This window comes from Halopenitus sp. H-Gu1 (genome assembly GCF_041821145.1).
Lineage (GTDB): Archaea > Halobacteriota > Halobacteria > Halobacteriales > Haloferacaceae > Halopenitus.
Map to the genome: position 1 here is coordinate 12122 of NZ_JBGUBC010000023.1, position 24620 is coordinate 36741.

Annotated in this window: 23 protein-coding genes and 1 tRNA gene; 9 read left to right on the forward strand and 15 right to left on the reverse strand. The window is 62.3% G+C overall.

What is annotated here, in order from left to right:
- The first annotated feature begins 152 nt into the window (after positions 1-152).
- A complete protein-coding gene (locus ACERIT_RS13650; RefSeq protein WP_373675414.1) occupies positions 153-2306 on the forward strand; it encodes a hydrogenase iron-sulfur subunit in 2154 nt (717 codons plus the stop codon).
- A complete protein-coding gene (locus ACERIT_RS13655; RefSeq protein ID WP_373675415.1) occupies positions 2303-2938 on the forward strand; it encodes a molecular chaperone in 636 nt (211 codons plus the stop codon). Before ACERIT_RS13650 ends, ACERIT_RS13655 begins: the two co-directional genes overlap by 4 nt.
- Positions 2939-2970: 32 nt before the next feature.
- On the opposite strand, the gene ACERIT_RS13660 is transcribed toward ACERIT_RS13655, so the two are convergent.
- From ACERIT_RS13660 to ACERIT_RS13690, 7 genes are all read right to left on the reverse strand, one after another.
- Positions 2971-3120, reverse strand: a complete 150-nt coding sequence (locus ACERIT_RS13660; protein ID WP_373675416.1) for a hypothetical protein — start codon at positions 3118-3120, stop codon at positions 2971-2973.
- A 6-nt stretch (positions 3121-3126) separates the two neighbouring features.
- On the reverse strand, positions 3127-3399 hold the full coding sequence (locus tag ACERIT_RS13665) for a hypothetical protein (RefSeq protein WP_373675417.1): 273 nt from the start codon (positions 3397-3399) through the stop codon (positions 3127-3129).
- A 67-nt stretch (positions 3400-3466) separates the two neighbouring features.
- Positions 3467-4480: a cytochrome b/b6 domain-containing protein gene (locus tag ACERIT_RS13670; protein WP_373675418.1), complete on the reverse strand. Its 1014-nt coding sequence runs from the start codon at positions 4478-4480 to the stop codon at positions 3467-3469.
- A complete protein-coding gene (locus ACERIT_RS13675; RefSeq protein WP_373675419.1) occupies positions 4477-4869 on the reverse strand; it encodes a hypothetical protein in 393 nt (130 codons plus the stop codon). The genes ACERIT_RS13670 and ACERIT_RS13675 overlap by 4 nt, the downstream gene beginning before the upstream one ends.
- Positions 4869-5495 carry a 4Fe-4S dicluster domain-containing protein gene (locus ACERIT_RS13680; RefSeq protein ID WP_373675420.1) on the reverse strand — a complete coding sequence of 209 codons (627 nt, stop codon included), beginning with the start codon at positions 5493-5495 and terminating at the stop codon, positions 4869-4871. Before ACERIT_RS13680 ends, ACERIT_RS13675 begins: the two co-directional genes overlap by 1 nt.
- A 41-nt stretch (positions 5496-5536) precedes the next feature.
- A complete protein-coding gene (locus tag ACERIT_RS13685) occupies positions 5537-8755 on the reverse strand; it encodes a molybdopterin-dependent oxidoreductase (RefSeq protein ID WP_373675421.1) in 3219 nt (1072 codons plus the stop codon).
- 168 nt (positions 8756-8923) lie between these two features.
- Positions 8924-9667: a hypothetical protein gene (locus tag ACERIT_RS13690; RefSeq protein ID WP_373675422.1), complete on the reverse strand. Its 744-nt coding sequence runs from the start codon at positions 9665-9667 to the stop codon at positions 8924-8926.
- Between the two features lie 326 nt (positions 9668-9993).
- On the opposite strand from ACERIT_RS13690, the gene ACERIT_RS13695 reads away from it, so the two are divergent.
- Together ACERIT_RS13695 and katG are read left to right on the forward strand one after the other, a co-directional pair.
- Positions 9994-10122, forward strand: coding sequence for a hypothetical protein (locus ACERIT_RS13695; RefSeq protein ID WP_373675423.1), 129 nt, complete (start codon positions 9994-9996; stop codon positions 10120-10122).
- 163 nt (positions 10123-10285) lie between these two features.
- Positions 10286-12424: a catalase/peroxidase HPI gene (katG, locus tag ACERIT_RS13700; protein WP_373675424.1), complete on the forward strand. Its 2139-nt coding sequence runs from the start codon at positions 10286-10288 to the stop codon at positions 12422-12424.
- A gap of 163 nt (positions 12425-12587) precedes the next feature.
- Here katG and ACERIT_RS13705 read toward each other — a convergent pair whose 3' ends face one another.
- Both ACERIT_RS13705 and ACERIT_RS13710 read right to left on the reverse strand, forming a co-directional pair.
- Complete coding sequence (locus ACERIT_RS13705) at positions 12588-13097, reverse strand: transcriptional regulator (protein WP_373675425.1); 510 nt, start codon at positions 13095-13097, stop codon at positions 12588-12590.
- A 182-nt stretch (positions 13098-13279) separates the two neighbouring features.
- Positions 13280-13364 (reverse strand) — tRNA-Leu (locus tag ACERIT_RS13710).
- Between the two features lie 159 nt (positions 13365-13523).
- On the opposite strand from ACERIT_RS13710, the gene ACERIT_RS13715 reads away from it, so the two are divergent.
- Entirely contained in the window at positions 13524-14084 is a 561-nt protein-coding gene (locus tag ACERIT_RS13715) for a DUF420 domain-containing protein (RefSeq protein ID WP_373675426.1), read from the forward strand.
- A gap of 8 nt (positions 14085-14092) precedes the next feature.
- Here the strand turns inward: ACERIT_RS13715 and ACERIT_RS13720 are convergent, their stop codons facing one another.
- The 4 genes from ACERIT_RS13720 to ACERIT_RS13735 all read right to left on the reverse strand — a co-directional run bounded on the left by ACERIT_RS13720 (position 14093) and on the right by ACERIT_RS13735 (position 18224).
- A complete protein-coding gene (locus ACERIT_RS13720; RefSeq protein ID WP_373675427.1) occupies positions 14093-14527 on the reverse strand; it encodes an ATP-binding protein in 435 nt (144 codons plus the stop codon).
- A 46-nt stretch (positions 14528-14573) separates the two neighbouring features.
- Positions 14574-15308, reverse strand: coding sequence for a halocyanin domain-containing protein (locus tag ACERIT_RS13725; protein ID WP_373675428.1), 735 nt, complete (start codon positions 15306-15308; stop codon positions 14574-14576).
- Between the two features lie 192 nt (positions 15309-15500).
- Positions 15501-17003, reverse strand: a complete 1503-nt coding sequence (gene purF, locus ACERIT_RS13730; protein WP_373675429.1) for an amidophosphoribosyltransferase — start codon at positions 17001-17003, stop codon at positions 15501-15503.
- A 159-nt stretch (positions 17004-17162) separates the two neighbouring features.
- A complete protein-coding gene (locus ACERIT_RS13735; RefSeq protein ID WP_373675430.1) occupies positions 17163-18224 on the reverse strand; it encodes a M20/M25/M40 family metallo-hydrolase in 1062 nt (353 codons plus the stop codon).
- 144 nt (positions 18225-18368) lie between these two features.
- Here ACERIT_RS13735 and ACERIT_RS13740 point away from each other — a divergent pair, with 144 nt between their 5' ends.
- Positions 18369-19328: a zinc-dependent metalloprotease gene (locus ACERIT_RS13740; RefSeq protein WP_373675431.1), complete on the forward strand. Its 960-nt coding sequence runs from the start codon at positions 18369-18371 to the stop codon at positions 19326-19328.
- Positions 19329-19419: 91 nt separating this feature from the next.
- Here the strand turns inward: ACERIT_RS13740 and ACERIT_RS13745 are convergent, their stop codons facing one another.
- Both ACERIT_RS13745 and ACERIT_RS13750 read right to left on the reverse strand, forming a co-directional pair.
- Positions 19420-19662, reverse strand: a complete 243-nt coding sequence (locus tag ACERIT_RS13745) for a hypothetical protein (RefSeq protein WP_373675432.1) — start codon at positions 19660-19662, stop codon at positions 19420-19422.
- A gap of 114 nt (positions 19663-19776) precedes the next feature.
- Entirely contained in the window at positions 19777-20565 is a 789-nt protein-coding gene (locus ACERIT_RS13750; RefSeq protein WP_373675433.1) for an IclR family transcriptional regulator, read from the reverse strand.
- 261 nt (positions 20566-20826) lie between these two features.
- Here ACERIT_RS13750 and ACERIT_RS13755 point away from each other — a divergent pair, with 261 nt between their 5' ends.
- The 3 genes from ACERIT_RS13755 to ACERIT_RS13765 are packed head-to-tail and all read left to right on the forward strand — an operon-like array spanning position 20827 to position 24591.
- Positions 20827-21315 (forward strand): (2Fe-2S)-binding protein, encoded by a 489-nt coding sequence (locus ACERIT_RS13755; protein WP_373675434.1) that lies wholly within the window; start codon positions 20827-20829, stop codon positions 21313-21315.
- 1 nt (position 21316) lies between these two features.
- Positions 21317-23713, forward strand: coding sequence for a xanthine dehydrogenase family protein molybdopterin-binding subunit (locus ACERIT_RS13760; protein ID WP_373675435.1), 2397 nt, complete (start codon positions 21317-21319; stop codon positions 23711-23713).
- Positions 23713-24591 carry a xanthine dehydrogenase family protein subunit M gene (locus ACERIT_RS13765; protein WP_373675436.1) on the forward strand — a complete coding sequence of 293 codons (879 nt, stop codon included), beginning with the start codon at positions 23713-23715 and terminating at the stop codon, positions 24589-24591. Before ACERIT_RS13760 ends, ACERIT_RS13765 begins: the two co-directional genes overlap by 1 nt.
- Positions 24592-24620 lie beyond the last annotated feature (29 nt).

The window sequence follows — 24620 nt, forward strand, 5'->3', positions numbered from 1 at the left end:
ACGTGATCTATTGTCAAGCGGGCCCGCAAAAGACATTCGCCGGACAGGCCCGACGGTTCCCCACTAACGGGCAAAATCCGCCGCATTGTGGCGCACAGCAAACTGAACGGTGAGGAAAGAACAAGTCACTTGCTACCAAACGACTAGTCGGAATGAATATCGGGGCGTTTGTCTGTTCGTGTAGAGGACAGTGTGGCGTTGATGCCGAGGAGGTACGGGACGGTGTACGCGACGTCGACATCGTCGCTAGCTCTCGTCTCCTCTGTCAGGATGGCTTCTCCGGCGTCGAACACGTCATCGAGGAGTATGAAATCGATCAGATCGTTGCGAGCGCCTGCGACCAGGAGTGTCAAAACCGAATTCAGTCACTTGCGGAGTCTCACGGGCTCCATCCAGAAGCGACGGCGTTCGTCGATCACCGAGAGAGTGCCGGCTGGGTGCACGACGAAGAGGCCGCGACGGACAAGGCCGCGCGGCTCTTCAACCGGACGACTGCGGGCCTCAAAGAGGAGGCCTTCTCGCGGACAGTCTCACAAGAGACGGGCGACCGGGTTGCCGTCGTCGGCAACCCGAGGTTCGCAGAAACGGTAGCGACGGAGACGGATGCAGACGTCACGCTCGTCGCAAACGGCGACGACTTCGACGATTACGAGGGGGCGCTCGCCGACGTGACAGTTCAGCGTGGGCGAATAGAGGGGATCGAAGGCGAGTACGGGGAGTTCGACATTCACCTCCGGGCGTGCGTGACCGACGACTGTATCTCCTGTATGGAGTGTGTCGAGCAGGGCCCCGACGGTGGAGTCACGAGCGTTCCAGTCGACGTCCACCCGGACGCACCCACCGGCGAGTGGATCGAGTGCTGTCCGACTGATGCGATCGACCCCGACGGCATCGACGTGGAACTCACTGCCGATCAAGTGGTCTACCCTGGTGCGAGGGACGTTGCTCGCGGTGGCCGCGTTGGCTTTCACACGGATGCGGACGCCCACACCGTCGCGTCCGTCCAGCGACATCTCGGCGGCGTCGAAAAGCCCCAGTTCCTCGACATCGATATGGACGTCTGTGCGTCCGGTGATTCCGGCCAACAGGGCTGTACCGTCTGTACGGACGCCTGTCCGCACGACGCCGTCGCTCGCCCAACAGTCGATTCGGTGACGTTCGATCCGATCGCATGCCAGAACTGTGGGGCCTGCACGAGTGGCTGTCCCACCGGCGCCGTCGAGCTCCGTGAGCCGTCGAACCGGCGGATCGCCCGCGAAGTGGAGGCGCTTCTCGATCCCAGCGATGACGATGGCGGCCTGTTCAGTATCTTCCGGGGGGATTCCGGAATCGACACGCCCGTCGTGGCGTTCGTCTGTTCCGAGCGCGCGGCCCGCACCCTCGAAACATACGGCCGACGTGCAGCAGAAGGCGCAGATATCGCCTACCCGCCGGTGTTGCCCGTTCGGGTCACGTGTACTGATACGGTCGGTGAAGCGCACCTCCTGCACGCCCTCGCTGCTGGTGCCGATGGCGTCGCCATCGTCGGCTGCGGCGGCGAGTGCCTCCACTCCGGACCCGATCCGAAGACCGCGCTCGCCGAGCGGCTGAATGTGGCGACGACCGACCTCGGTCTTGGGAACCGCGTCGAATTCTTCGTGCCCGACCCGAACGAGCCCGGTGCGTTCGAGGAGGCACTCTCGCAGTTCTACGTCGGCCTCGATGCCACACCGATTCCGCCAGGTGAACACGAGGCCGACGGTGGGAGTCGCGACGGTGAGCCATATCCCGAGTTCAACACCCACGACTGGGCGTTAGAGAGCGTTCGCGCCATCCTGTCCCACGTCGACCCGGACCGCGACGTCGTGCGCGGTCTCGAGGCGTTCGGTCGGATGTCGGTCAGCGACGACTGCGCGTTCACGCCGACCTGCACGAACCTCTGTCCGACGGACGCCATCCGCCGCACCGACGACGCCGACCTCCAGTTCGCACACGAGGACTGTGTGAACTGCGGGGTCTGTGAGACGGGCTGTCCAGAGGTGGCGATCACCATCGAATCCGGACTCGACCTCTCGTCGCTGCCGGAACGTCGAGCCGGTGTCGAAACTCCCGACGACGCATCCGAGAGTGACCGCTGGGAAACGGTGTATGAAAGCGAAATGCTCGACTGTGCCAACTGTGGGAAATCCTTCACCAGCGTGGATTCTGCCGCGCACGTCCAATCCGAGGTCGGCCACCTCGTCGAGGGCATTGGCGGCGAAGACCACGACATCTTCGAGTACTGTAGCGACTGCCGCGCGAAACTCATCTACGGAGAAACCCAATGAGCGACACACAAACCGCCGCCATTTACGAGACTCGACTCGAACTGCTCGATTTCGTCATCGCCGTCTTCGCCGACGCACCCGATTCCGAGTTCGTCTCGGAACTCCTCGAAGGCGACATCGAACTGCCGGACGACGAAATCGAACCGACGCTCGATCAGGGATTCGAGAACGTCGAGCGGTTCCGCCAACAGTATACGGACCGTCCGCTCGATGAGGTCGTCGACCATCTTGAGGCCGAGTACACTCGCGTGTTCGTCGGGCCACGTCCACCGGTATTGCCGCACGAGACCACCTATCGTGACGACACCGACTTCATCGGTCAGGGACTGGCGGAGGTCGAAGAAAGCTACGCTGCAGCGGGGTGGACCCCCCCTAGCGACTACGGCGAGGAGAACGATCACATCGCCGTCGAGGCAACCTTCCTTCGGAATCTCATCCAGTGGCAGTACGACGGCGAGCGCCCGGCAGTGGGATTCGAGCGGGTGTTCATCGAAGAACACCTCCAGAAGTGGGTCGATATGTTTCGTGAGGACGTCTATGAGGAGACCGACGAACCGCTGTTCCGGGCTGGTGCGGACGTCTTCGTCGGCGCCGTGACGTTTGAGGACGAAGTCGTCTCTCAGATTCTGTGAGGGCGGTGCTCCTGCAGAGATCCGAACACCGATCAAAAGGAGACGCCGTCGCCTTCGAATGCCACTGCCCAGACGGTCCGCTCTTCACAGACCGGACACTCCATCGTTACTTCATCGCGCTCGACGCCGCTAAAGCGCGTCAGCTGTCCGCACCCTTGGCATTCGTACTGGATGGACGGCATTGTGGTTTATTGCCCGTCGGTGCTGACGGTCTGCTCGCTGGATCCGATCTCGCCGATGAGCGCTACGATCGCGCCGATGAATACCGCGAGAACGACGAGTCCGATGAGGCCGACGACCGGATTCGGGCCGACGAAATCACCGCTGACGGCATCTCCCGGGCCGAAAAGCGGGCCCATCGACTGCCAGACGGTACTCATCGTCCAGAGTCCCCACACGAACAGCCCGACCGCGACGACGGTCACCGGCCACGACACTCGCATCGGGTTATGTGAGACCATACCACCCACGACGTCCGCAACCACCATAAATATTGGTTAACAATGGGAAAACGGAGACAGCGCGGTATCAGTCGTCGGGTGACGCGCCGGCTTCCGGCTCACGTCCGACGGATTCCTCGGCGAAGTTGCGTCCGGCCGCCTGCACGCGCAGGAGGTTTCCATACAGTGTCAACACGACTCCCAACAGCAGCACGAGTACGCCGAGGTTGACGCCGATCGCCAGCGCGAGGCTTGTCGGACCGCCGCCTACGATCAGATCGAACGGAATCGGATACGCGTAATCGAAGACCGCTGCCAGCCCGAACCCGAGGACGCCGAGCGCGGCAGCCGCCCCCGCGATGGCGGTCGTCCAACTCCACGACGGTCGGAGTTGAACCCGTTCGATACCGGTTACCGATTCGCGTTCGGCCTCCGGCGGCGCGTCCTGTGCGGGCGTCTCGCTTTCGGGGATGAACGCCTTCAGTTCGATCGGGTAGAACGCCGGATGGAAGCCGTGCTCGAAGATGTGGAAAACGATCCCCATCAGCATAATTACCCCGAGGAGGCCATGGAACGCGACGAATGCCATCGCCGCAGCTTTCGTCTGGAAGAACGCCATCATCGCGGTCTTATTCCAGATGAGAAGCCCCGAGACGATCAGCAGCGTGAGCATCACCGAGTCGATGTAGGCGACGCCCTTTCCGATGTAGGTGATGATGGGAACCTCGTCCTCGGAGTAACCGGCGTACTGTCGGGCGTTCGGATGGCGTTCGTCGGCGCGCCCAAGTGCGAATTGCAAATCCTGTATCGATGCGGCGACATCGTCTCGTGACGGCACCAGCTCTTTGATGTGGTGTCGGCCGCGCTTCGAGGACAACAGGAGGGGGACGAAGAATCCGACGAGAAGGATGAGACCGTATCCGCTCAGCCGGTGAATCAGGAGGACCCACTCAGTCCCGCCGAGGAGAGTGAGCAACCACCACAGTTCGTCGTTGAACATCACCGAGTAGCCGGTGAAGAACAACGCGAAGACGTCGAACGCTAACAGCGTGTGAAACGCCACCGCAACGCGAGTGAACTTTCCATTATCGAGGACGGTCATGCAGCATCACCTCCGTCGTCGACGGGGCGGCCACCGTCCGTCGTGGCATCGCTTTCGGAGCCACTCGACGCGCCGGCCGGCTGTTGCATTCGGTCGGCGAGTCGGTGGAACGCCATCCAGTGCATGAGCACCATATAGAGGATGGTGAGTCCGGCGAGCGCTACTGCGGCTTTCGTCACCCAGATGAGCCACGTGTAGAGCGGGGCTGCGTGGCCCGTAGACCAATCGGCGCCGACGCCACCTCCTTCGACGGTCGGTATGATGCGCGGCAGCACCTCGAAGAAGGGCCCGCCCGAGACGTACCAGACCAGTCCCGTCGAGACGACGATGCCGATGATGGCACTGACGATGAGACGTATCCGAACGTTTCCGCTCTCGTCAGTGCTCATCAGTTGAACACCTCCGCCTCAGCACCGAAGATGACGCCGAGTGCGTCGTCGTTGAAGAAGGACGGACTGCCCCGACTCTCCAACTCCTCGGCGATCTCTTGGGTTTCGCCCACCAGGATGGCGTCGGTCGCACACTCCTCGGCACAGGCCGGCCCCTTACCGACATCCTGGCGTTCTTCACACATCGTACACTTGTCCATCGTTCCGCCCGATCCAGCGATGCTTGCGATCCCTTCGTCGGAGTCGGGGAACTGCGGCGCGCCGAACGGACAGGCCGAAAGGCAGTACTGGCAGCCGATACAGCGATTTTTCTCCAGGTTCACGAAGCCGTCGTCGCTTTTCAGGAGGGCATCGGTCGGACAGACGGAGACGCACGGGGCGTTCTCACAGTGATAACACTGCATCGGGATCGATGTCTCACCGGGGAACGCACCGTCGTCGATCGCCGTTGCGCTGTTGGCGTTGTAGCCTTCGTCCCCTTCTTCGCCCTCGAACATCGTCGAGATGCTGATTCGCTGTTCGTCTGTGGGCATCTCCCAGGTGCGCTTGCACGCGACCACACAGCCACCACAGTCGATGCACGCCTCGACGTCCGGGAAGATACGGGTCTGTGAACCCGTACTCATTACCCCGTCGTTCAGTATTTGTTCTGGCATTCTGTGTCACCTCATTGGGTTGTCTTGTTGTCACGGACATCGAAGTTCTTCTGCCGGCCGATCCCGTCCTCGTCTTGCGGGAATGCGAACGACGAGAGGTCGATGTCCATTTCGAGTTCGTCGAGCACCGACTGGGTGGCTTTCCGTACTCGAACGATCGACGGCTTCGTCTCTTGCATCTGTGTCTCGACGTCGTACCCCTTGCCGGTGATGGAGTTGACCGAGTCGCCGATCGCGAACGGTTCGTTACCGTCGGGGTACTCGTCCATTCGGCTGCTTCCCTCGAAGATGCCGCCCCAATGGAAGGGAAGGAACACCTCCTGGGCGTTCGGCCGATAGGTCACTCGTGATTTCACGAGTACGGATCCTCGATCGGTGGTCTCGACGACAACGAGATCACCCCCGGCGATGCCGAGTTCGTCTGCCATCTCGGGGTGAATCTCGGCGTACATATGTGGCTGCAGGTCCGCGAGGAAGATGTTCGAGCGCGACTCCGAACCACCGCCTTGGTGTTCGACCTGGCGCCCGTTTGTCATAATGGCGACCTCAGCGTCATCCATGCTGAAGCCCTGCTGTGAGAGTTGTTGCATCGCCTGCTGTTGGACCTCGGCGTTGTTCTGATCCAGCCGATAGAAGTTCTGCTGGGGGCCGTTCGCCGGCCACTCTTCGACGAGTTCCGGCGACGGGCTCTCGATGGGTTCGCGGTGGATCGGCACCGTATCGAGGAAGTTCCAGACGACGCCGCGTGCTCGCCCCCGGCCCGTCGGGGCGTCGGGTTGTTTGTGATCGTACTGCTCCCACCAATCTTCGTCGAAGTCGGCCCAGTCGTACTTCTGATTCATCGCGACGGCGGTGTCGTACACTGACTTCGTCGGATCGAGCGCGTACTCGAACGGAAGCGGCAGCGCATCGGGATTGGTCGGATCGTCCGGCATCGTGGTCTTCCACCCCGGATACTCCGGGATCCCTTGAACGGAGCCGGTGTAGTCAGAGTCCCAGTCCGGAGTGTATGCATCGCGCAGGAGACTGAGGTCCCAGTCGCTGGAGTCGACCGTCTCCTGCATCGGATACGGCTTGTCGGTATCCATTTCATCCCACTCATCGGGTGTGGGAGCCTGGACGCCCCAGCGAGCGCGGAAGTCCTGACCTCCGTTTCGCGGGTCGATGTCGTCACGCCAGATGATCGGCGTGCCAGGATGCCCTTCACCCCAGCACGGCCACGGGAGACACCAGTATTCGTCGCTCACCGGGAGATCCTGTGCGTGACACTTCAGGTCCTCCGAACTGAACGCGTAGTCGTACTCCAGGTGTTGCTGGAGTCGCTCGGGCGACTGGCGGTACCCGATGGTCATCGTGCCGAGGTTGATCTCCTTGAGGCACTGTTCGTAGGTGGTCTTTCCGTTGAACATCGCATCGCCGGATCCCCAATCGAAGTGTTCGCCGAACCCGAGGCGGTCCGCGAGTTCCTGCATAATCTGCATATCCGGTCTGGTGTTGTGCGACGGTGGCCGGACGGGTTCGCTCCACTGAACGGATCGATGGGAGTTCGTGATCGAGCGGTGGTGCTCGTACTGGCTCGCACACGGGAGCAGGATCACGCCGTCGTCGCGTTCGGGGAGCACCGACGCCAGCGAGGGGAACAGGTCGACGATGACGAGGGTGTCGATGTTCTCCATCGCCTTTTTCATCTTCGACATCTCGCTGATGGAGTTCGTCGAGTGCCCCCAGAAGAAGGCCATTTTCACTTCTTCCGGCTGGTAGATCGGCGTCTCGAGCAGGCGTTCATTCTGCTCTACTGCGGCTTCAAACCACCGCGCGACGGTGAGTCCGTTCTGGAACATCATCGACCGATCCGACTCGCCGTAGTCGCTCTCACCCGAATACCGCTCATACAGGTCCGGTGGCATCAGGTCGAATCGATCGTACATATCGTCGTACGTCACGGACCCCGACGTGAACGGGCTGGTGTCCCACACGTCGCTCCACCATTGCCAGCCACCCGGTGACAGCGGATAGTACCCGGGCAGGATATGACTCGCGACCGCGAGGTCGGTCGCCCCCTGGACGTTACTGTGTCCACGCATCACCTGGAGACCGCCGCCGGAGCGGGCGGACGATCCGGACGCCAGCGAGAGCGTCGCATACGACCGAATATGCTGGGTGCCGTTGTTGTGCTGGGTGCCACCCATCGCCCATTCGATTTGGACGTTGGGCTTGTTCTCGATGATGAGATCACCGAGCTGCTCGATGTCCTCTCGGGCGATCCACGTGACTTCCTCGACGGTGTCGAGGTCGTATTTGTCGAGTTCGACCTCGACGTCCGGCCAGCCAAACACTCGCTCGTCCAGCATATTTTGGCCGGTCTCATCGCTGCCGCCGATCGCGAGTTCACCCTGATCCCGAAGATACCGGACGAGACCCATCATCAGGGCCGCGTCGGTGCCCGGACGCATCCGATAGAAGTGGTCGGCATGCGCCGAGGTCTTCGTGTACCGGGGGTCGACCGAGACGATCGTTCCTCCGCGACGCTGTCCTTCGAGGATATGCTGCATCGCCACCGGGTGGGCTTCGGCGGGGTTTTGCCCGATGATGATGTTGAGGTCGAAGTTGCGGTAGTCGTTGACCGTGTTCGTCATCGCACCGTAGCCCCACGTGTTGGCGAGCCCCGCAACCGTCGTGGAGTGGCAGATGCGTGCCTGGTGGTCGATGTTGTTCGTGCCCATAAACGCCGAAAGCTTCCGGATGGCGTAGGCCTCCTCGTTGCCGTGATGGGCACTGCCAAGAAGCATAATGCTCTCTCGACTGTACTCGTCCCAGACGCGCTCGATCTCGTCTGTAACCTCCTGGTAGGCCTCGTCCCACGAGATCTTCTTCCAGGACCCGTTCTCCTTTTTCATCGGGTGTTTCAGCCGTTTTTCGGAATGTTCGCTTCCGTAGATGGCTGCACCCTTTGAACAGAGGGACCCGTTGTTGATCGGATTCTCTGCCCAGGGTTCTTGGCCGACGAAGGCGTTCCCGTCGCGTTCCCCGCGGAAGCCACATCCGACGGCACAGAAGTTGCAGACGGTCTTTGACAGCTCCGTGCCCGTGTCCGTTACGTCAGTCTCCTCACTCTCCTGTTGCAGAGCTTGGCCAGTTGCGCTCCCACCGAGCGCCACGGCCCCTGCCATCGCGCTCGCTTTCATAAACGAGCGTCGATCGAGGTCGAGCGAGACCGGTTCAGTACTCATAGGTCTCCTCCGTTCATAGTGCTACCACATAACATGTCATACCAATATGTATTGAATCTTTGGCCAAGATGCGGGAGTACAGGGTATATTATTTTCATAAAAACCGACATCTGCTTCTGATATTACGAAAACCAGGTGGGGAATCGACGACTCCCTCTCACACTACCGTCACGATTCAGAATTCTCGGAGAGGCTCCAGTCTGCTTTTTTTGCGGCCTCTTCTAGCGGGATGAACTCCCAGCCGGCCGTGTTTGCGATCCGCTTTTCTGCTTCGGTTTCGCCCACGAGAATCATCCGCTCCGCGTAGAACATCGAATGCTCGTCGATGTCGGCTAACCGTTCTGCGGGCTCCATCCCACCGCCGTTGAAGAAGTCGAGGTCGAGCCCGTGCTCTCGCTGGAAGCCGGTCAGAACGGGAGCTTGGACGTCGCCGACGACGCCGATCCAGTCCGCCCACTGATTCGCGTCGGCGCTGGCCAGACGGGGATCCTCGAGGCGTTTCATCGCCCCGTAGGTCAGTGCCAACGTGATGTCGTCCGCGCCGCCTCCGTGCGGACCGCCGCTCGGTTCGGCCACTCCACCCCGACTGCCGTCTTCGTCCGTTGTCGACTCCGAGGGCTTCGACCGTGCGGCGCCTCTCTCGGCGCTCGTGCCGGCTCCTGCCCCGCCAGACTCGACGGGAATTCCGGCCGGCCGATCCTCGTTCTTCCGCGGGACGTGAGGTATCGCGCGGGATGTCGTATTCGTGTTTTCGTCCTCGGCCGCGCCTTCGTCCGTTTCAGCAGTTCGCTTGCCGCTCGTGCTCCCTTCGGCTTCGGTGTTGGCATCGCTCTCGAGCCAGGCTTTTTCCGTGTGATCCGTCTCCTCGTCGGTGTCGATGTCCAGTTCGTCGATGTCGATGCGGTCTGTCATACTGGTGTCTTGAGTTCGCTCTCGCGCCCGCACCGGGCGGCGGTGTGACCGTATCGGATCCACCTCCACCACGTGTCGGATCCATCTCCACCATATGCCTCTTCTGCCCGGCGGTGTCTATGCTACCGCTTACCATATTAGGGGTCCGAGAAAAAAAGGATTCGACTGGCTTCCCTGTGAAGAGTCTTCTCTCGTTCGCGTTTCTCTTTTCAGGAACTCGAGTGACAGTTCACGGATCGTCCATCGTCGACGTCGTCTTTCGGGATTCCCAAGCCGATCCGTGAAAGACTCCCACTCGGATTTCGATCATCCACACGTTCCACTTTATGATTGATCAGGATATCGGGGACCTCTCGGAGGAGAAGGTGGTCGGGATTGACGGCGACGCTGGGCTCGTCGAGAACATCGTTGGCGATATGGCGGGCGTCTCCGATCCGGAGATCCGGCTCTGTTGAGGATGTCACCAAGTAACGATAGTGTCGAAAGGGCCGTGCTGAATACAGGGCGTGAATCCACCACTGACAAGAGTTCATAAAGACGATAGATTGCTTGGGTTACATCGGAGATTTACTTACTGAATGGACAATATTAATATGCCAAAGCAGCAATCACCTGGTAATGAATGGATCCGACCAAGACTGGTGGCCGAACCAGTTGAACGTGAAGGTGCTCGACCAGAATGCCCACGACGCCGGGCCGATGGGCGAGGACTTCGATTATGCCGAGGAGTTCAAGACACTCGACCTCGATGAGGTGAAGGCGGACATCGAGGAAGTAATGACGGATTCGAAGGACTGGTGGCCGGCCGACTACGGCCACTACGGGCCGCTCTTCATCCGGATGGCGTGGCACAGCGCCGGCACGTACCGTACCACCGATGGCCGCGGCGGCGCATCCGGCGGTACACAGCGCTTTGCCCCCGTCAACAGCTGGCCCGACAACGCCAACCTGGACAAGGCGCGCCGGCTGCTCTGGCCAGTCAAGCAGAAGTACGGCAAGAAACTCTCGTGGGCCGACCTGCTGGTTCTGACCGGGAACGTCGCCATGGAGTCGATGGGATTCGAGACGTACGGCTTCGCCGGCGGGCGCGAGGACGCCTGGGCGCCCAACGAGGCCGTCGACTGGGGTCCCGAGGAGGAAATGATGGCGGACAAGCGCCACGACGAAGAGGGGAACCTCGAGGGAGATCTCGCCGCCGACCACATGGGTCTGATCTACGTGAACCCGGAAGGCCCGAACGGTGAGCCGGATCCGCGCGAGTCGGCGAAGTACATTCGACAGTCGTTCGACCGGATGGCGATGAACGACGAGGAGACGGTCGCACTCATCGCTGGCGGACACACGTTCGGGAAAGTTCACGGTGCTGACTCCGACGACAACCTCGGCCCCGAGCCCGAAGCAGCCCCCATCGAGAAGCAGGGCCTCGGTTGGGAGAACGAGTACGGCTCCGGCAAAGGTCCCGACACGATCACCAGCGGCATCGAGGGGCCCTGGACCGACGCGCCGATCACGTGGGACATGGGCTTCCTCGATAACCTGCTCGACTACGAGTGGGAGCCGGAGAAGGGTCCCGGCGGTGCGTGGCAGTGGACGCCGGTAGACGAGGAGGCACACGACACCGTGCCAGCCGCTCACGACCCATCGGAGACGGTAACCCCGATGATGCTCACGACGGACATCGCCCTGAAGAAGGACCCGGACTATCGGGAGATCGTCGAGCGCTTCCAGGAGGATCCACAGGAGTTCCGGGAGACCTTCGCGAAGGCCTGGTACAAGCTGATCCACCGCGACATGGGCCCGCCGTCCCGGTTCCTTGGCCCGGAGGTCCCTGACGAGGAGATGATCTGGCAGGACCCCATCCCCGACGTCGACCACGAACTGATCGGGGAAGAAGCGGTCGCCGAGCTCAAAGAGGAGATCCTCGATTCGGGGCTGTCCGTCTCCCAACTGGTCAAGACCGCCTGGGCGTCGGCGTCGACGTACCGCGACAGCGACAAGCGTGGTGGCGCGAACGGGGCCCGGGTTCGCCTCGAACCGCAGCGGAACTGGGAGGTGAACGAGCCGGAGCAGTTGGCGACCGTGCTGGACACCCTGCAGGGGATCCAGGAGGACTTCAACGGCTCGCAGTCCGACGAAACGAGGGTCTCGCTTGCCGACCTGATCGTTCTGGCCGGCTGCGCAGCCGTCGAGCAGGCGGCGAAGGACGCCGGGTACGGCGTGAACGTCCCGTTCGAACCGGGACGCACGGACGCCTCACAGGAGCAAACCGACGTCGACTCGTTCAACGCGCTCAAACCGAAGGCGGACGGGTTCCGGAACTACCTCGGGGATGAGGTCGATCGACCGGCAGAGGAGTTGCTGGTGGACAAGTCGGAACTGCTGAACCTGACGGCACCTGAGATGACGGTTCTGGTCGGCGGCATGCGAGCGCTGGATGCGAACTACGAGGGGTCCAACCTCGGCGTCTTCACTGACCAGCCGGAGACGCTGACAAACGACTTCTTCGTGAACCTGCTCGACATGGACACGGAGTGGGAAGCGTCCTCAGGATCCGAGGACGTGTACGAGGGGTACGATCGTGACACGGGCGAACTCAAGTGGACGGGATCCCGTGTGGATCTCGTCTTCGGCTCGAACTCCCGGCTTCGAGCCATCGCGCAAGCCTATGGAAGCGATGACGCAGAAGAGAAATTCGTGCGTGACTTCGTGGATGCGTGGGATAAAGTGATGACCCTCGATCGCTTCGACCTCGAGTGATCGCGGCTTCGACCGCGAGGGGGTCGTCGACGATGACCCCCTCGCGGTCGAAACGGAGAGTCCCGAAGTCGATGCCGTTGCCGATCTTCTTTGACCGGCCCCGTCGTTCGCGGGTCGTCCCGATCGAAGTACCGTCCGGTTCGAGTTTTGGTCCGCTGTTACCTCATTCGTCGACGAGCTCCGCGTCCAGCCGCTTCTCGAGCGCCCGGATCACCGACCCGCCCACGTTGGCTCGCGACGCCCGTCCCTGTTCGACGGCCAGTACGTCGTCCTCGTTAAGTTCCAACTCCTCGGAGAGTTCCTCGACCGTCAGTCCGGCCTCCTGTCGAGCCGCCTCGGCTCGGGCACCATACCCCGAGACGAGATACGGGAGCTGGTCGTCCTCGTAGTCGGTGCCGTGCTCCTCCCAGTGGCTGGCGTCGCTTTTGCCGGCGTCGTACATCTCCGCCTGCTTTTGTGCGAGTTCCTGCTTCCGGCTTGACGAGTCCGCGGACCGGCCGCCGTCGTCGCCACGTCCCTCGCTCGCGTCGTCGTGGGGGCTACAGCTCGAACAAACGAGGAGCGTTGCACCCGCGACGTTCGCACGGCGAAGGTCGCCAGTCTTGCGTCCGCAGAGCTCGCAGGAGTCGCCGTCACCACCGCCGCCTTTCGACCCCGTCGAGTATTTGGCCATATCCCCGCTATCGCCCGCAGGCTTTTAAAGCAAACGAGGGACTACTCGTGTGGGTCTCCCGGTGGATGACATCCGCCGAGTCATGGCAGTCGCTGGGGACGTTGCGTTCCGTAGAATTGTGCGTGGGTGCTGTCTCGTAGGGACAACACCGTGCATCGGTGTGGCGGGTGTGCCGCCTGCGATGCGTGGGACCGGATTTGAACCGGCGGACCTCTACAGGACAGCGCCCTCAACGCTGCGCCGTTGGCCTGGCTTGGCTACCCACGCTCGCCGTGGTTTTCTCGCAATCTCACCTATCCGGTCCCCGATTAAAAGCCCTTCCATTCGCTTGGATCGTGTCGGGTGCCGCCTCGGGTGGTCTCGTTCGGCCGGGAGCTTTCGGCGTCGAAGGACAATCCCTTTTCCTTCCGAGCGTATGCGTTCCGTATGGCGCTTCGGCTTCGCGATCACGTTCCGTTTTCGACGGCCGTGCTATCGATCCTCGCGCTGATGCTCGTTTTCGGCGCGGCGACGCAGTCGATACCAACGACGTACGTCCCCCACCCCGGATCGACGGTTCTTTCGGTGATTCCCCACCTTAACGCCGGCCTCTCGTTGGCGGCGATCGCGACGATATCGCTCGGATGGCGGGCAATACGGAACGGCCAAATTCGCCGGCATCGGGCTCTGATGGGGCTTTCTACTCTCCTGTTTGGGTCGTTTCTCGTCGGATATCTGTGGCGATTGACCCTCCTCGGGACGGCCGAGTTTCCCGGTCCGGAGGCGTATCACACCTACCTCTATCTCCCGCTGTTGCTCGTACACATCGTGCTTGCGATCGTCTGTATCCCGTTGGTATTCTACGCCCTCCTTTCGGCGATCACCCGTCCCGTCTCGCAGATTCCGGAGACGAGCCATCCCCGGATCGGTCGGATCGCGGCGTCGCTTTGGATGATCTCCTTCGCGATGGGTGTCGGCGTCTACGTGCTGTTGTATCACGCCTTCTGAGCGGCGAATCAGGCTTGTGACTCGTCCGAGCCCGGCGGGAGCATCAGTCTTACCACCGACCCGCGGGGATCGTTATCATTGTCGACGATTCGAACCGTCCCACCCAGCCGGACGACGAGCGTTCTCGCGATCCACAGCCCGAGTCCCTGGGAGTGAAAAAGCGGTGCCTCGAAGCCCTCCTCGAGGACTTCCCGTTCGATCTCGGGGATCCCCGGGCCGTCGTCGGCGATGTCGATCAAAACCGACCCATCGACGGCGGATCGCATCGCGATCCGAACCATTGGACGGTCGGTGTCGTTGTGTTCGACCGCGTTTTCGAGAAGTTCCTCAAGCGCCTCCTCGATCCGTGGATCCGTCTCGAGTTCGAGTCGATCGGGGAGTTCGGTATCGATGATGACCTCGGGAGTGGATTCGCGAACCGCTGCGACCCGCGAGTCGATCATGGAGACGAGATCGACTCGTGTGCGCGGCGGGGAGGCCTCGAAGACGTTATTCTTCGGGATCGATGTTCCCGAACGCGAGAGCGAAAAGTACCGCCGAGAATCCAAGCCCCAGCCCGATAGCGACGAGATCGTTGCCGGAGAGCGTGACGCCGCCCGATGCGGGTCCGGAAGCGCTTCCGCCATCCTCACTTGCCTCGCCGTTGCCATCGGAGTCTTCACCGTCACTGGCGGCGTCTGCACCGTCGTCGGAGGAGCCACCTTCTTCGCTACCGTTTGCGGGGGCGACGAGATCGTCGTCGGTACCGCCGACGGCTACGACGCCCTTCATGCCGACCGCCTCGTGGGGTTCACAGCGGTACCGGAACGTCCCTTCCTCCTCGAAGACGTGCTCGAAGGTGTGGCCGGCCTCGTCGGTGAGCTCGGAACCGAAGATCTCCTCGTCGGCCTCGACGACGTTGTGTTGGCCGCCCTCGCCGCTCCACTCCCAGACCACCTTCGTTCCGGGATCGACGAGGATCGCGGGAGGAGCGAAAAGCAGGCCGTTTCCTGCCCCGACCGTCACGGTCACCTCGTCCTCGCCGGTGTGATCGACGGTCCCTTCGTAGTTGCTCACGTTGTCGAGCCAGCCGTCGTAGGCGGCCGCAACCGTTCCTGCTCCGACCGCGATCCCGGCCGTGACGGCTGCTGCACCTGCACCCACTCGAAAGAAGTCTCGCCGACCGAGGGTTGCCTCGCCGTCGTCGCGTGATGCACCCTCCCGAACTGCGTTCGTTCCGGACATGGACGTTCGTTGGATCCGGATACGGTATAACCCATCGTTCCTTCCCGATGGATGGGACCCCCAATCCGAACATATACGGTTTCTGAAGAGAGCTTCCGGACGACGATGGCCAGGAGCGAGCGCGCCATGATGATCGTGGGCGACGGACTGGGGTCAGTCGACGAAGTAGACGTCGGGAGTAATCGACGAGGGTCAGTCGTCGGCGACCGTTCCGTCGCCGGTCGAGGGTCGCTCCACGTCGCGGTCGGTCGCCTCACCCTCGACATCGAAGGGATATTCCCCGGTGACACAGCCGAGACAGAGATCCTGGTGGTCCGATTCGAGCGTCTCGGCGATCGCGTCGATCGAGAGGTACGAAAGCGAGTCGGCCTGAATCGTCTCGCGGATCTCCTCGGTCGAGCGATCGGAGGCGATGAGTTCCTCGCGGGTCGCCATGTCGATACCGAGATAACAGGGGGCGATGATCGGCGGTGCGCCGATCCGCATGTGGACCTCCTCGGCGCCGGCCTCGGTGACGAGATCGACGAGTTGTGTCGAGGTCGTTCCCCGAACGATCGAATCGTCGATGATCGTGACCGTCCGGCCCTCGACGGTCGATCTGATCGGATTGAGCTTGAGTCGAACGGCGCGTTCGCGCTCGTTTTGGGTAGGCATGATGAACGTCCGACCGACGTATCGGTTCTTCATGAGCCCCTCAGCGAACTCGACCCCGGTGTCGCCATCGGGACGGGGATCGCCACCGGCGGTCGTCTCGTTGGCCGCGTCGGCGTATCCCGAGGCGAACGCCCGGCCGGAGTCGGGAACGGGCATGACGACGTCGGTCTCCACGCCCGCCTCCTCCCAGAGCTTTCGGCCCAGGTTTCGCCGGACCTCGTAGACGAGCTTCTCGTCCATGATCGAATCCGGCCGCGCGAAGTAGACGTGTTCGAAAAAGCAGTGCGCGGTATGGTCTTCCTCGACGAGTTGATAGGTATCGTAGCCGGTCCCGTCTGAATCGAGGACGACGAGTTCACCCGGTTTGACGTCCCGAACCAATTCGCCGTCGAGGGTGTCGATCGCCGCCGATTCGGAGGCGAGCACGTACCCGTCCTCCAGTTTGCCGATACAAAGCGGTCTGTTCCCCTTCGGATCGCGCACGCCGAGGACGGTGTCGTCGTGCATGATCGAAAGCGAATACGAGCCGTGGATCCGCTCCATCGTCCGTTTTACCGCACGAACGAGATCGCGATCGAGGAGGTTTCGCGCCAGGTCATGAGCGATGACCTCCGTGTCCCCGTCGGAGGTGAACGCGTGGCCCTGCTTCGCCAACTCCTCGCGAATCTCCGCGGCGTTCACGAGATTGCCGTTGTGTGAAAGACCAAGCGATCCGGACTTAAACGAGACCGAGAAGGGCTGTGCACAACTCTTGTCGAGGCTGCCCGCGGTCGGGTACCGGACGTGGCCGATCCCGGTGGTTCCGTTCAGCGACTCCAGATCCTCGGGATCAAACGCGTCGCCGACGAGTCCCCGTTCGACGTGGCCGTGCTGTTGGAAGCCGTCGTGGGTGACGATCCCGGCCGACTCCTGTCCACGGTGTTGCAATGCGTACAACGCATAGTACAGCGGTCGTGCCGCCGATCGGTCCTCAAGCGCGATCCCTACGACGCCGCACTTCTCGCGCGGGCCGGAGGCGATCCCGTCCCCTCGGGGTTCCATATCGATGGATGGGTGATCGACTCCTAAAAAGGCCCGTGTTTGTGGTTTCATCCGGGACGTTCGATCGACGATCGATCCACGAATCTGGATCGATCGGCCGTGACGCCTCATTCGACGTGTCGGATCATACGGTCGATCGCCGGTGCGTCTCGCGCCCGATCAGATCTCGACTGCGAATCGGTCGTACTCGGCGGCGTCTTCGGTGACGGCGGCCAGCAGCTCGGCGACGTCGACGAGATCGGTGGTATCGATCACCTCGACGGGGGTGTGCATGTACCGGTTCGGGATCGAGACGATGAGCGAGGGGATCCCCGATCGCGAGGTGTAGAATGCGTCGGCGTCGGTGCCCGTTCGGGTACCGGCCGCCTGAAGCTGGACGTCGATCGCTTCCGTGTCCGCCGCCTCACGGGCGAGATCGACGAGCATCGGGTGGTTCACGCTCCCGCGTGTGATGACGGGACCCTCACCGAGTTCGACGGGTCCGCGTCGTTTGGCCTCGACGCCGGGCGTGTCGGTCGCGTGCGTCACGTCGATGGCGAGAAACGCGTCGGGATCGAGCCCGTGGCCGACCATCTTTGCCCCTTGGAGGCCGACCTCCTCCTGGACGGTCGAGACGGCGTAGACGGTCGCCTCGACGTCGGCCTTCGAGACGCGTCGAAGCGCCTCGGCGGCACACCACGTTCCGGTCCGGTTGTCCATGCCGCGGGCCGCGAGCCGATCACCCGAAAGCTCCTGCAGCGTCGTCGTGAACGTGACGGGATCCCCTATCTCGACGAGTTCGCGTGCCTCCTCGTCGTCCGCTGCGCCGATGTCGACGAACTGTGCGGAGACGTCCTCGTAGTCGTCCTCAGTGGTGTCTCGCAGGTGGATCGCGGTCTGGCCGATCACGCCCTGAACCGGTTCGTCGGCGTGGATGGTCACGTGCTGTCCCTTCGTGACGGTGCGGTCGGCTCCTCCGACGGAAGCGATCCGGAGGTAGCCGTCCTCGAGAACGTCGCGAACGATGAATCCGATCTCGTCGGCGTGGCCGGTCACGGCGATCTCCGGGCCGTCACCGTTTCCCTCGTGGACCGCGATCGCGTTCCCGTACGCGTCGACAGTGACCTCGTCGGCAAACCGTTCGACGTAGTCGATCCACACCCGCTGTCCGTTCGTCTCGAACCCCGAGGGGCTCGGCGTCGCAAGCAGGTCCTCTAAGAACTCCCGCCGTCGCTCGTCCATGGCCGATCCCTCGTGGCCGTCCCGTATCAAACCGACGGCTGGGAGTGGGTGATCCCTGCGATCGGCGATCGCCGGTTTCGACGGCCAATCCCGACCTCGATCGGCGGACACAAACGCTTTCCCTGCGCGGGCCCGACCACAGCCATGAACCTCCTTCGTAGCGTTCAGGCGGTGGCCGACGCCTCCGGAACGGGTGTCGTCGACTGGGAGAACGCAGCGACCGCTGCCAAGGAGGGAACTGACCCCGGCTCGCTGGATCTCTCGGCGGCGGATCGCGAGGGATACGCGAATGACGTACAGGCCGCTCGCGATCGGATCCGCGACGTCGCAAAACTCGAATTCGACGTTCCACCGACCGCCCAGATACAGAACCGACATCACTGGATCGACGCCAACGTCGAGTCGTTTCGGAACGTGATGTCGCCGATCGAGTCGCACGCGTCCCCGAAATTTCCCGGGTTCTCCCGGATCGCGAACACGGGGACGATGTCCGTCCTCCTCGGATTCCTCGCTCGGAACGTGCTCGGCCAGTATGATCCACTGTTGCTCGCCGACGACTCCGATGATGACCACGGGCTCTATTTCGTCCATCCGAACATCGTCGCCGCAGCCACCGAACTCGATATAGGATATCCTCGATTCCGCCGCTGGATCGCCTTCCACGAGGTGGCCCACGCCGCGGAGTTCGGCGCGGCCCCCTGGCTGTCGGAGTACCTCGAATCGCGCATGGAGGCCGGCGTCATCGCGATGGTGGAGGGTGAACTCGACCGGGAAGCGTTCCGCGAGTTGGATGCGGCCATGACCGCGGTCGAGGGATACGCGGAGTTGGTGATGGATCGGGCCTTCGACGACTCCTATGCCGACCTTCGGCGCAAACTGGACGAGCGACGACGAAGCGGCGGTCCGATCACGCGGGTCGTGCGTCGACTCCTCGGGTTCGGCCTCAAGCGCCGCCAGTACGAACGCGGTTCGGCCTTCTTCGAACACGTCGCCGACGAGCGAGGGCTCGAGGCGGCCGCAACCGCCTGGACGGCTCCCGGGAACCTCCCGACGCCCGCGGAACTGGACCGACCCGAAGTATGGATCCGTCGGGTCGATCCTTGAGGTAGCGGGCCGTTTCCTCTGGTAGCGCGTCGATCCCTGAGACAGCGCATCGAGCCGCGTCATCGTCCGGTGGCCTCGAAGATCCCGACGGCTACCGGCGGTTTCGACGCTCAGTAGTCGGACCGGTCGAGAGCCCGCTCAGGATTCGAACGACGTACCACATGAGTAGCAACGAAAAGACGAATCCTCCGGCGAGCGCTGCCAGCAGTTCGGCCGTGGTGGAACCGGCCTGCAACACGATCAGGCCTGCCGATGCGGTGACGAGAAGGACGAACACTGCCTTGAGTAGCCCGTTCCCGCTCTTGCGTTCCTCCGGGGATATCGGCTCGACCATCACCGGCACTCCTCCGGTGTCACTCGATCGTGACTCGGCGTCTGTCCGTCCATGTGAACCTGTATCCGCCGGATGGTCATGAATCACCCGGCCGGCTGATCGGCGAGCCTGATCTCACGCCCTTTGTTCGGTGTTGAGGTTCACCTCGGCGACGTTCGCGATCCGGATGACCCGCTCTGCAAGCTCCCCGTGGATTCGATCGTCGCGCATTCGGCTCCTCGGTCCGGAGACACTGAGTGCTCCCGCGACACGCCCGTCGGAACGCATGATCGACGCACCGACCGCACGGCACCCGATCGTCTGTTCCTCGTCCGTGATCGAAAAGCCCCGATCTCGGATACGATCGAGTTCCTCGAGGAGTTCATCGAGGTCGGTGATCGTGTTCTCCGTCTTTCGTTCCATCCCGTGTTCAGCGACGATCGTCTCGATGCGATCGCGTGGCAGCTCGGCCAACAGGGCCTTTCCGGACGCCGTACAGTGGAGGTGTCGAAGACTCTTCTCCCGTTTTTTCGCGTGGTAGCGTTCGCCGACGGCGTCATCACCGAACACCTGATACAACACGAGCACGCGACCGCGGTGTTCCATGATGAGATGTGTGCTTTCCCCGGTCGTCTCCGCGAGTTCCTCGATCCCGTCTTTTGCCGCGCGGTAGAGTTCGTCGTTGTTGCGCACGTGCTCCCCGAGCGTGAGAAGCTCCGGTCCCAACCGATAGGTCCCGTCGGACTTGCGGACGTACCCGTAGTCCCTGAGCGTTGCGAGGTGCGTGTGGGCGGACCCGGGTGACAGATCGACCGCCTCGGCGATCTCGGAGACGGTTCCCTCGTTCACCCGCCGGAGGTACTCGATGATGGAACAGGAGACGTCGACTGACTGTATCTTTCGTCCGCCGCTTTGGTGTGACATTATGGAACCGTTGCAGACCGGCCGATATGTCCAGCAGGGGTATAAAGACTGCGAGGTAATCAGGGAGAGTATCGCCCGCCGGATATCGCATCTTCACGGTAGAGTAGATAACTCGCCTAAATTTGGCACCGTGACGATTGTTACACAAAACTATAAGTGACAAGCAAGCGACCGTAGATACTGTATGAGGGGAGCCAACACATACCACTATTCGGGACGGCAAGAGGAGCGCGATTCCACCGCGCACGGATTACACGTACCATGACGGCCCAGGAAATCGAACTGACGGTAAATGGAACAGATCATGAGCTGAGCGTCGAACCACGCACACTGCTCGCACACGCTCTCCGGGACGAGTTGGGCTATACGGGAACGAACGTCGGTTGCGAGACGACGATGTGTGGGGCCTGCACGGTTCATCTCGACGGCGACGCGGTCAAGTCCTGTACGGTGCTTGCGGTACAAGCGGATGGCTCCGAGGTCGATACGGTCGAGGGATTGGCCGACGACGGTGAATTCCACCCCCTCCAGGAGAGCTTTCAGGAGGAGCACGGGCTGCAGTGTGGCTTCTGCACACCCGGCATGATGATGACCGCTCTCGACTTCCTTGAGGACAATCCGGACCCGGACGACGAGGAGATCTCGGACGCCCTCGAAGGGAACCTCTGTCGGTGCACGGGCTATCAGAACATCCTCAACGCAGTCAAATCCGCCGCTGACAAGATGAGCGGCACGTCGGGGGCCGATTGAGATGCCCGTCGAATCGATCGAAGCCCAAGAGGCCGAGACGCTCCAGGGATCGCCGGTCGAGCGACGGGAGGATCCGGAACTGCTCACCGGCGAAGCGACGTTCACCGATGACATGGAGCCACAGGGGACCGTTCACATGTCGGTCCTCCGGAGCCAGTACGGCCACGCTCGGATCGAATCCATCGATACGAGTGCTGCGGAGGAACTCGATGAGGTTCTCGCCGTGTACACCGCCGAAGACGTCGCGGAAAGCGGTTCACCGGGGATGGTCAAACCGATCTGGCTGCTGCCCGATCTGAAGCGACCTCCCTACCCGATGCTGGCTCAGGACAAGGTACGGTATCAGGGACAACCAGTCGCGATAGCGGTCGCCGAAACTCGGTACCGAGCGAAGGACGCCGTGGATGCGATCGACGTGAGATACGACCGTCTGGAGGCGGTGACCGGGGCGCGGGAGGCAACCGACGAGGACGCGCCGACGATTCACGAGGAGGCGCCGAACAACGTTGCCGCCGAGTGGGACGTCGGTGACGAGGCTGCAACTGACGAGGCGTTTCAGGACGCCGATCGAACGGTGTCGGTGGATCTGGTCAACCAGCGACTGCTTCCGACCGCGATGGAACCGCGGGTCACGCTGGCGAACTACCGACCCAATGCCAACGAACTCGTGGTTCACATGGGTACACAGTGCCCCCACCTCCATCGTCGATTCATGGCCGACATGCTCGATTTCCCGGAGCAGAAAATGCGCGTCATTGCGCCGGAAGTCGGTGGTGGATTCGGTAGCAAGGATTCGGCCCACCCCGACGAGACGCTCACTGCCTGGTGTTCGATGCAGTTGGAACGGCCCGTAAAGTGGCAGGCCACTCGAACGGAGGCCTACGCGTCGACGGGTCACGGTCGTGGACAGGAGACCACCGCCGAGATAGCGGTCGATGAGGACGGGTCGATCCAGGCGCTCAGAGTCGAGACCTACGGTGACCTCGGCGGATATCTCTCCACGTGGGGGCCGCTGATGCCGGCCCACGGATATGCGCTCATGCTGCCCGGCCAGTACGACGTCGAAAACGTCTACTGTGAGGTGACGGAGGTGTTCACGAACGCGACACCGACCGAACCGTACCGTGGCGCTGGCCGACCCGAGGCTTCGTACGTTATCGAACGGCTGGCAACGCTCGCCGCCAGGGAGTTGGATATGGATCCGACGGAGTTCCGTCGGAAGAACTTCGTGCCCCGTGACGACTTTCCCCACGAGACGGCGACGGGGCTCCTCTACGATTCCGGCGATTACGAGAAGACGCTGGATCGGGCACTCGACATGGCCGACTACGAGACGCTGCGCGAGAAGCAAGCAGCTCTCCGCGAAGAGGGACGATACCTCGGGATCGGCATCTCGTGTTACAACGAATCCTGTGGGTACGGTCCCTCGGAGATCATCGGCCAGATCGGCGGGCAGTTAGGGCTCTATGAGAACGGCGTTGTCCGATTCCACCCGTCGGGGACGGTGACGGTCTACTGTGGCACGTCCGGTCACGGACAGGGCCACGAGACGACGTACGCACAGATCGTCGCGGACGAACTCGGCGTCGACTATGACGATGTCGAGGTGATCGAAGGCGACACTGACGAGGTTCCCATGGGCATGGGAACGTACGGATCCAGAAGCGTCTCGGTCGGCGGCAGTGCGATCGTCGAGGCGTCGAAGGAGGTCGTAGAGAAGGCAGGGGATATCGCTGCCCATCACCTGGAGGTGAGTGAGGAGGATCTGGAGTTCGAGGACGGTGAATTCCAGATCGCCGGTGCGCCGGAGCGATCAATGTCAATCCAGGAGGTCGCTCAAGAGGCGTATCTGGCACATGATCTTCCCGAGGGTACCTCACCCGGACTGGAGGCCACGAACTTCTATGATCCCGAGAACCTGGTGTTCCCCTTCGGAACCCACATCGTCGTCGTCGAGGTCGACCCGAACACCGGCGAGATCGACATCGATCGATACATCGCGGTCGACGACTGTGGGAACCAGATCAATCCGAAGATCGTCGAGGGGCAGGTGCACGGTGCCATCGCCCAAGGACTCGGACAGGGGCTTTACGAGGGCGTCGAATACGACGAAAATGGAACCCTCCTTACGGGATCCATGCAGGATTATACCGTGCCTAAAGCGTCCCATCTTCCCGAATACGAAACCGATCATACGGTCACGCCGAGTCCGCACAACCCCCTGGGGGCCAAAGGGATCGGCGAGGCTGGCACGATTGCGGCCCCCCCGGCCGTCGTGAACGCGGTCACCGATGCGCTCCAACCGCTCGGGATCGACCACATCGACATGCCGCTGACCGACGAGACGGTGTGGCGTGCGATCCAGGATGCAACGGCACAGACGGGAGGTGCGGACTGATGTTCCCGTCCGAGTTCGACTACGAGCGTGCCGGAAGCGTCGAGGAGGCGGTTGACCTCCTTGCAACGCACGGTGAGAACCAGGTCGAGATTCTGGCAGGTGGGCACAGTTTACTCCCGACGATGAAATCCGGGCTGGCGAATCCGGACGTCGTGATCGACATCGGGGAACTCGACGATCTGCGAGGTGTCGACCGACACGACGATATCGTGGAGATCGGTGCGCTCACTGACTACAGCACGGTCGCTGGCGACGATACCCTTGGCGACGCGATTCCTGCCGTCACCCAGGCCGCCCAGGCCATCGGCGACGTGCAGGTTCGCAATCGCGGGACAGTAGGTGGTAACCTCGCTCACGCCGATCCGGCGTCCGACCTTCCGGCGGCAGCACTCGCCGCGGAGGCGACCCTCCACGCGGAGGGACCGGACGGTCACCGAACCATTCCGGTAGACGATTTCTTTACCGGTCTGTACGGAACCGACCTTGTGGAGGGGGAACTCCTCACTGCCATCGAGATGCCGGGACACGACATCGGCACGTACGTCAAAAAGCCGAGTCCATCGTCGGGCTATGCAATGGTCGGAGTGGCAGCCGTCTTCGAACTCGCGGACGGCATCGTCGAGTCCGCGCGGGTCGCCGCGACCGGTGCGATCGACCACGCCAAGAGACTCACCGCGGTCGAGGAGGGACTCGTGGGCACCGCTCTCGATGAGGATGCTATCGCGTCGGCGGCTCCCCAGGCGACCGACGGGATCGAGACGTTCGAGTTGATGGATGACAACCAGGCGTCGGCGGAATACCGGTCGACGCTGCTCGAAGTGTATACGGAGCAGGCCCTCACGGCGGCTGCCGACCACACCGGAACGGCCATCCACTAATTCCACCCACTGACGACCTCACTGGCGGC

Bases quoted from the DNA above. Each gene is read 5' to 3' on its own strand.
- ACERIT_RS13670 (WP_373675418.1), bottom strand. From the start codon at position 4,480: ATGACCGTCCTCGATAATGGAAAGTTCACTCGCGTTGCGGTGGCGTTT.
- katG (WP_373675424.1), top strand. From the start codon at position 10,286: ATGAATGGATCCGACCAAGACTGGTGGCCGAACCAGTTGAACGTGAAG.
- ACERIT_RS13755 (WP_373675434.1), top strand. From the start codon at position 20,827: ATGACGGCCCAGGAAATCGAACTGACGGTAAATGGAACAGATCATGAG.
- ACERIT_RS13650 (WP_373675414.1), top strand. From the start codon at position 153: ATGAATATCGGGGCGTTTGTCTGTTCGTGTAGAGGACAGTGTGGCGTT.
- purF (WP_373675429.1), bottom strand. From the start codon at position 17,003: ATGGAACCCCGAGGGGACGGGATCGCCTCCGGCCCGCGCGAGAAGTGC.
- ACERIT_RS13750 (WP_373675433.1), bottom strand. From the start codon at position 20,565: ATGTCACACCAAAGCGGCGGACGAAAGATACAGTCAGTCGACGTCTCC.
- ACERIT_RS13655 (WP_373675415.1), top strand. From the start codon at position 2,303: ATGAGCGACACACAAACCGCCGCCATTTACGAGACTCGACTCGAACTG.
- ACERIT_RS13675 (WP_373675419.1), bottom strand. From the start codon at position 4,869: ATGAGCACTGACGAGAGCGGAAACGTTCGGATACGTCTCATCGTCAGT.
- ACERIT_RS13685 (WP_373675421.1), bottom strand. From the start codon at position 8,755: ATGAGTACTGAACCGGTCTCGCTCGACCTCGATCGACGCTCGTTTATG.
- ACERIT_RS13745 (WP_373675432.1), bottom strand. From the start codon at position 19,662: ATGGTCGAGCCGATATCCCCGGAGGAACGCAAGAGCGGGAACGGGCTA.
- ACERIT_RS13660 (WP_373675416.1), bottom strand. From the start codon at position 3,120: ATGCCGTCCATCCAGTACGAATGCCAAGGGTGCGGACAGCTGACGCGC.
- ACERIT_RS13715 (WP_373675426.1), top strand. From the start codon at position 13,524: ATGGCGCTTCGGCTTCGCGATCACGTTCCGTTTTCGACGGCCGTGCTA.
- ACERIT_RS13735 (WP_373675430.1), bottom strand. From the start codon at position 18,224: ATGGACGAGCGACGGCGGGAGTTCTTAGAGGACCTGCTTGCGACGCCG.
- ACERIT_RS13695 (WP_373675423.1), top strand. From the start codon at position 9,994: ATGATTGATCAGGATATCGGGGACCTCTCGGAGGAGAAGGTGGTCGGG.
- ACERIT_RS13705 (WP_373675425.1), bottom strand. From the start codon at position 13,097: ATGGCCAAATACTCGACGGGGTCGAAAGGCGGCGGTGGTGACGGCGAC.
- ACERIT_RS13765 (WP_373675436.1), top strand. From the start codon at position 23,713: ATGTTCCCGTCCGAGTTCGACTACGAGCGTGCCGGAAGCGTCGAGGAG.
- ACERIT_RS13720 (WP_373675427.1), bottom strand. From the start codon at position 14,527: ATGATCGACTCGCGGGTCGCAGCGGTTCGCGAATCCACTCCCGAGGTC.
- ACERIT_RS13725 (WP_373675428.1), bottom strand. From the start codon at position 15,308: ATGTCCGGAACGAACGCAGTTCGGGAGGGTGCATCACGCGACGACGGC.
- ACERIT_RS13740 (WP_373675431.1), top strand. From the start codon at position 18,369: ATGAACCTCCTTCGTAGCGTTCAGGCGGTGGCCGACGCCTCCGGAACG.
- ACERIT_RS13680 (WP_373675420.1), bottom strand. From the start codon at position 5,495: ATGAGTACGGGTTCACAGACCCGTATCTTCCCGGACGTCGAGGCGTGC.
- ACERIT_RS13760 (WP_373675435.1), top strand. From the start codon at position 21,317: ATGCCCGTCGAATCGATCGAAGCCCAAGAGGCCGAGACGCTCCAGGGA.
- ACERIT_RS13690 (WP_373675422.1), bottom strand. From the start codon at position 9,667: ATGACAGACCGCATCGACATCGACGAACTGGACATCGACACCGACGAG.
- ACERIT_RS13665 (WP_373675417.1), bottom strand. From the start codon at position 3,399: ATGGTCTCACATAACCCGATGCGAGTGTCGTGGCCGGTGACCGTCGTC.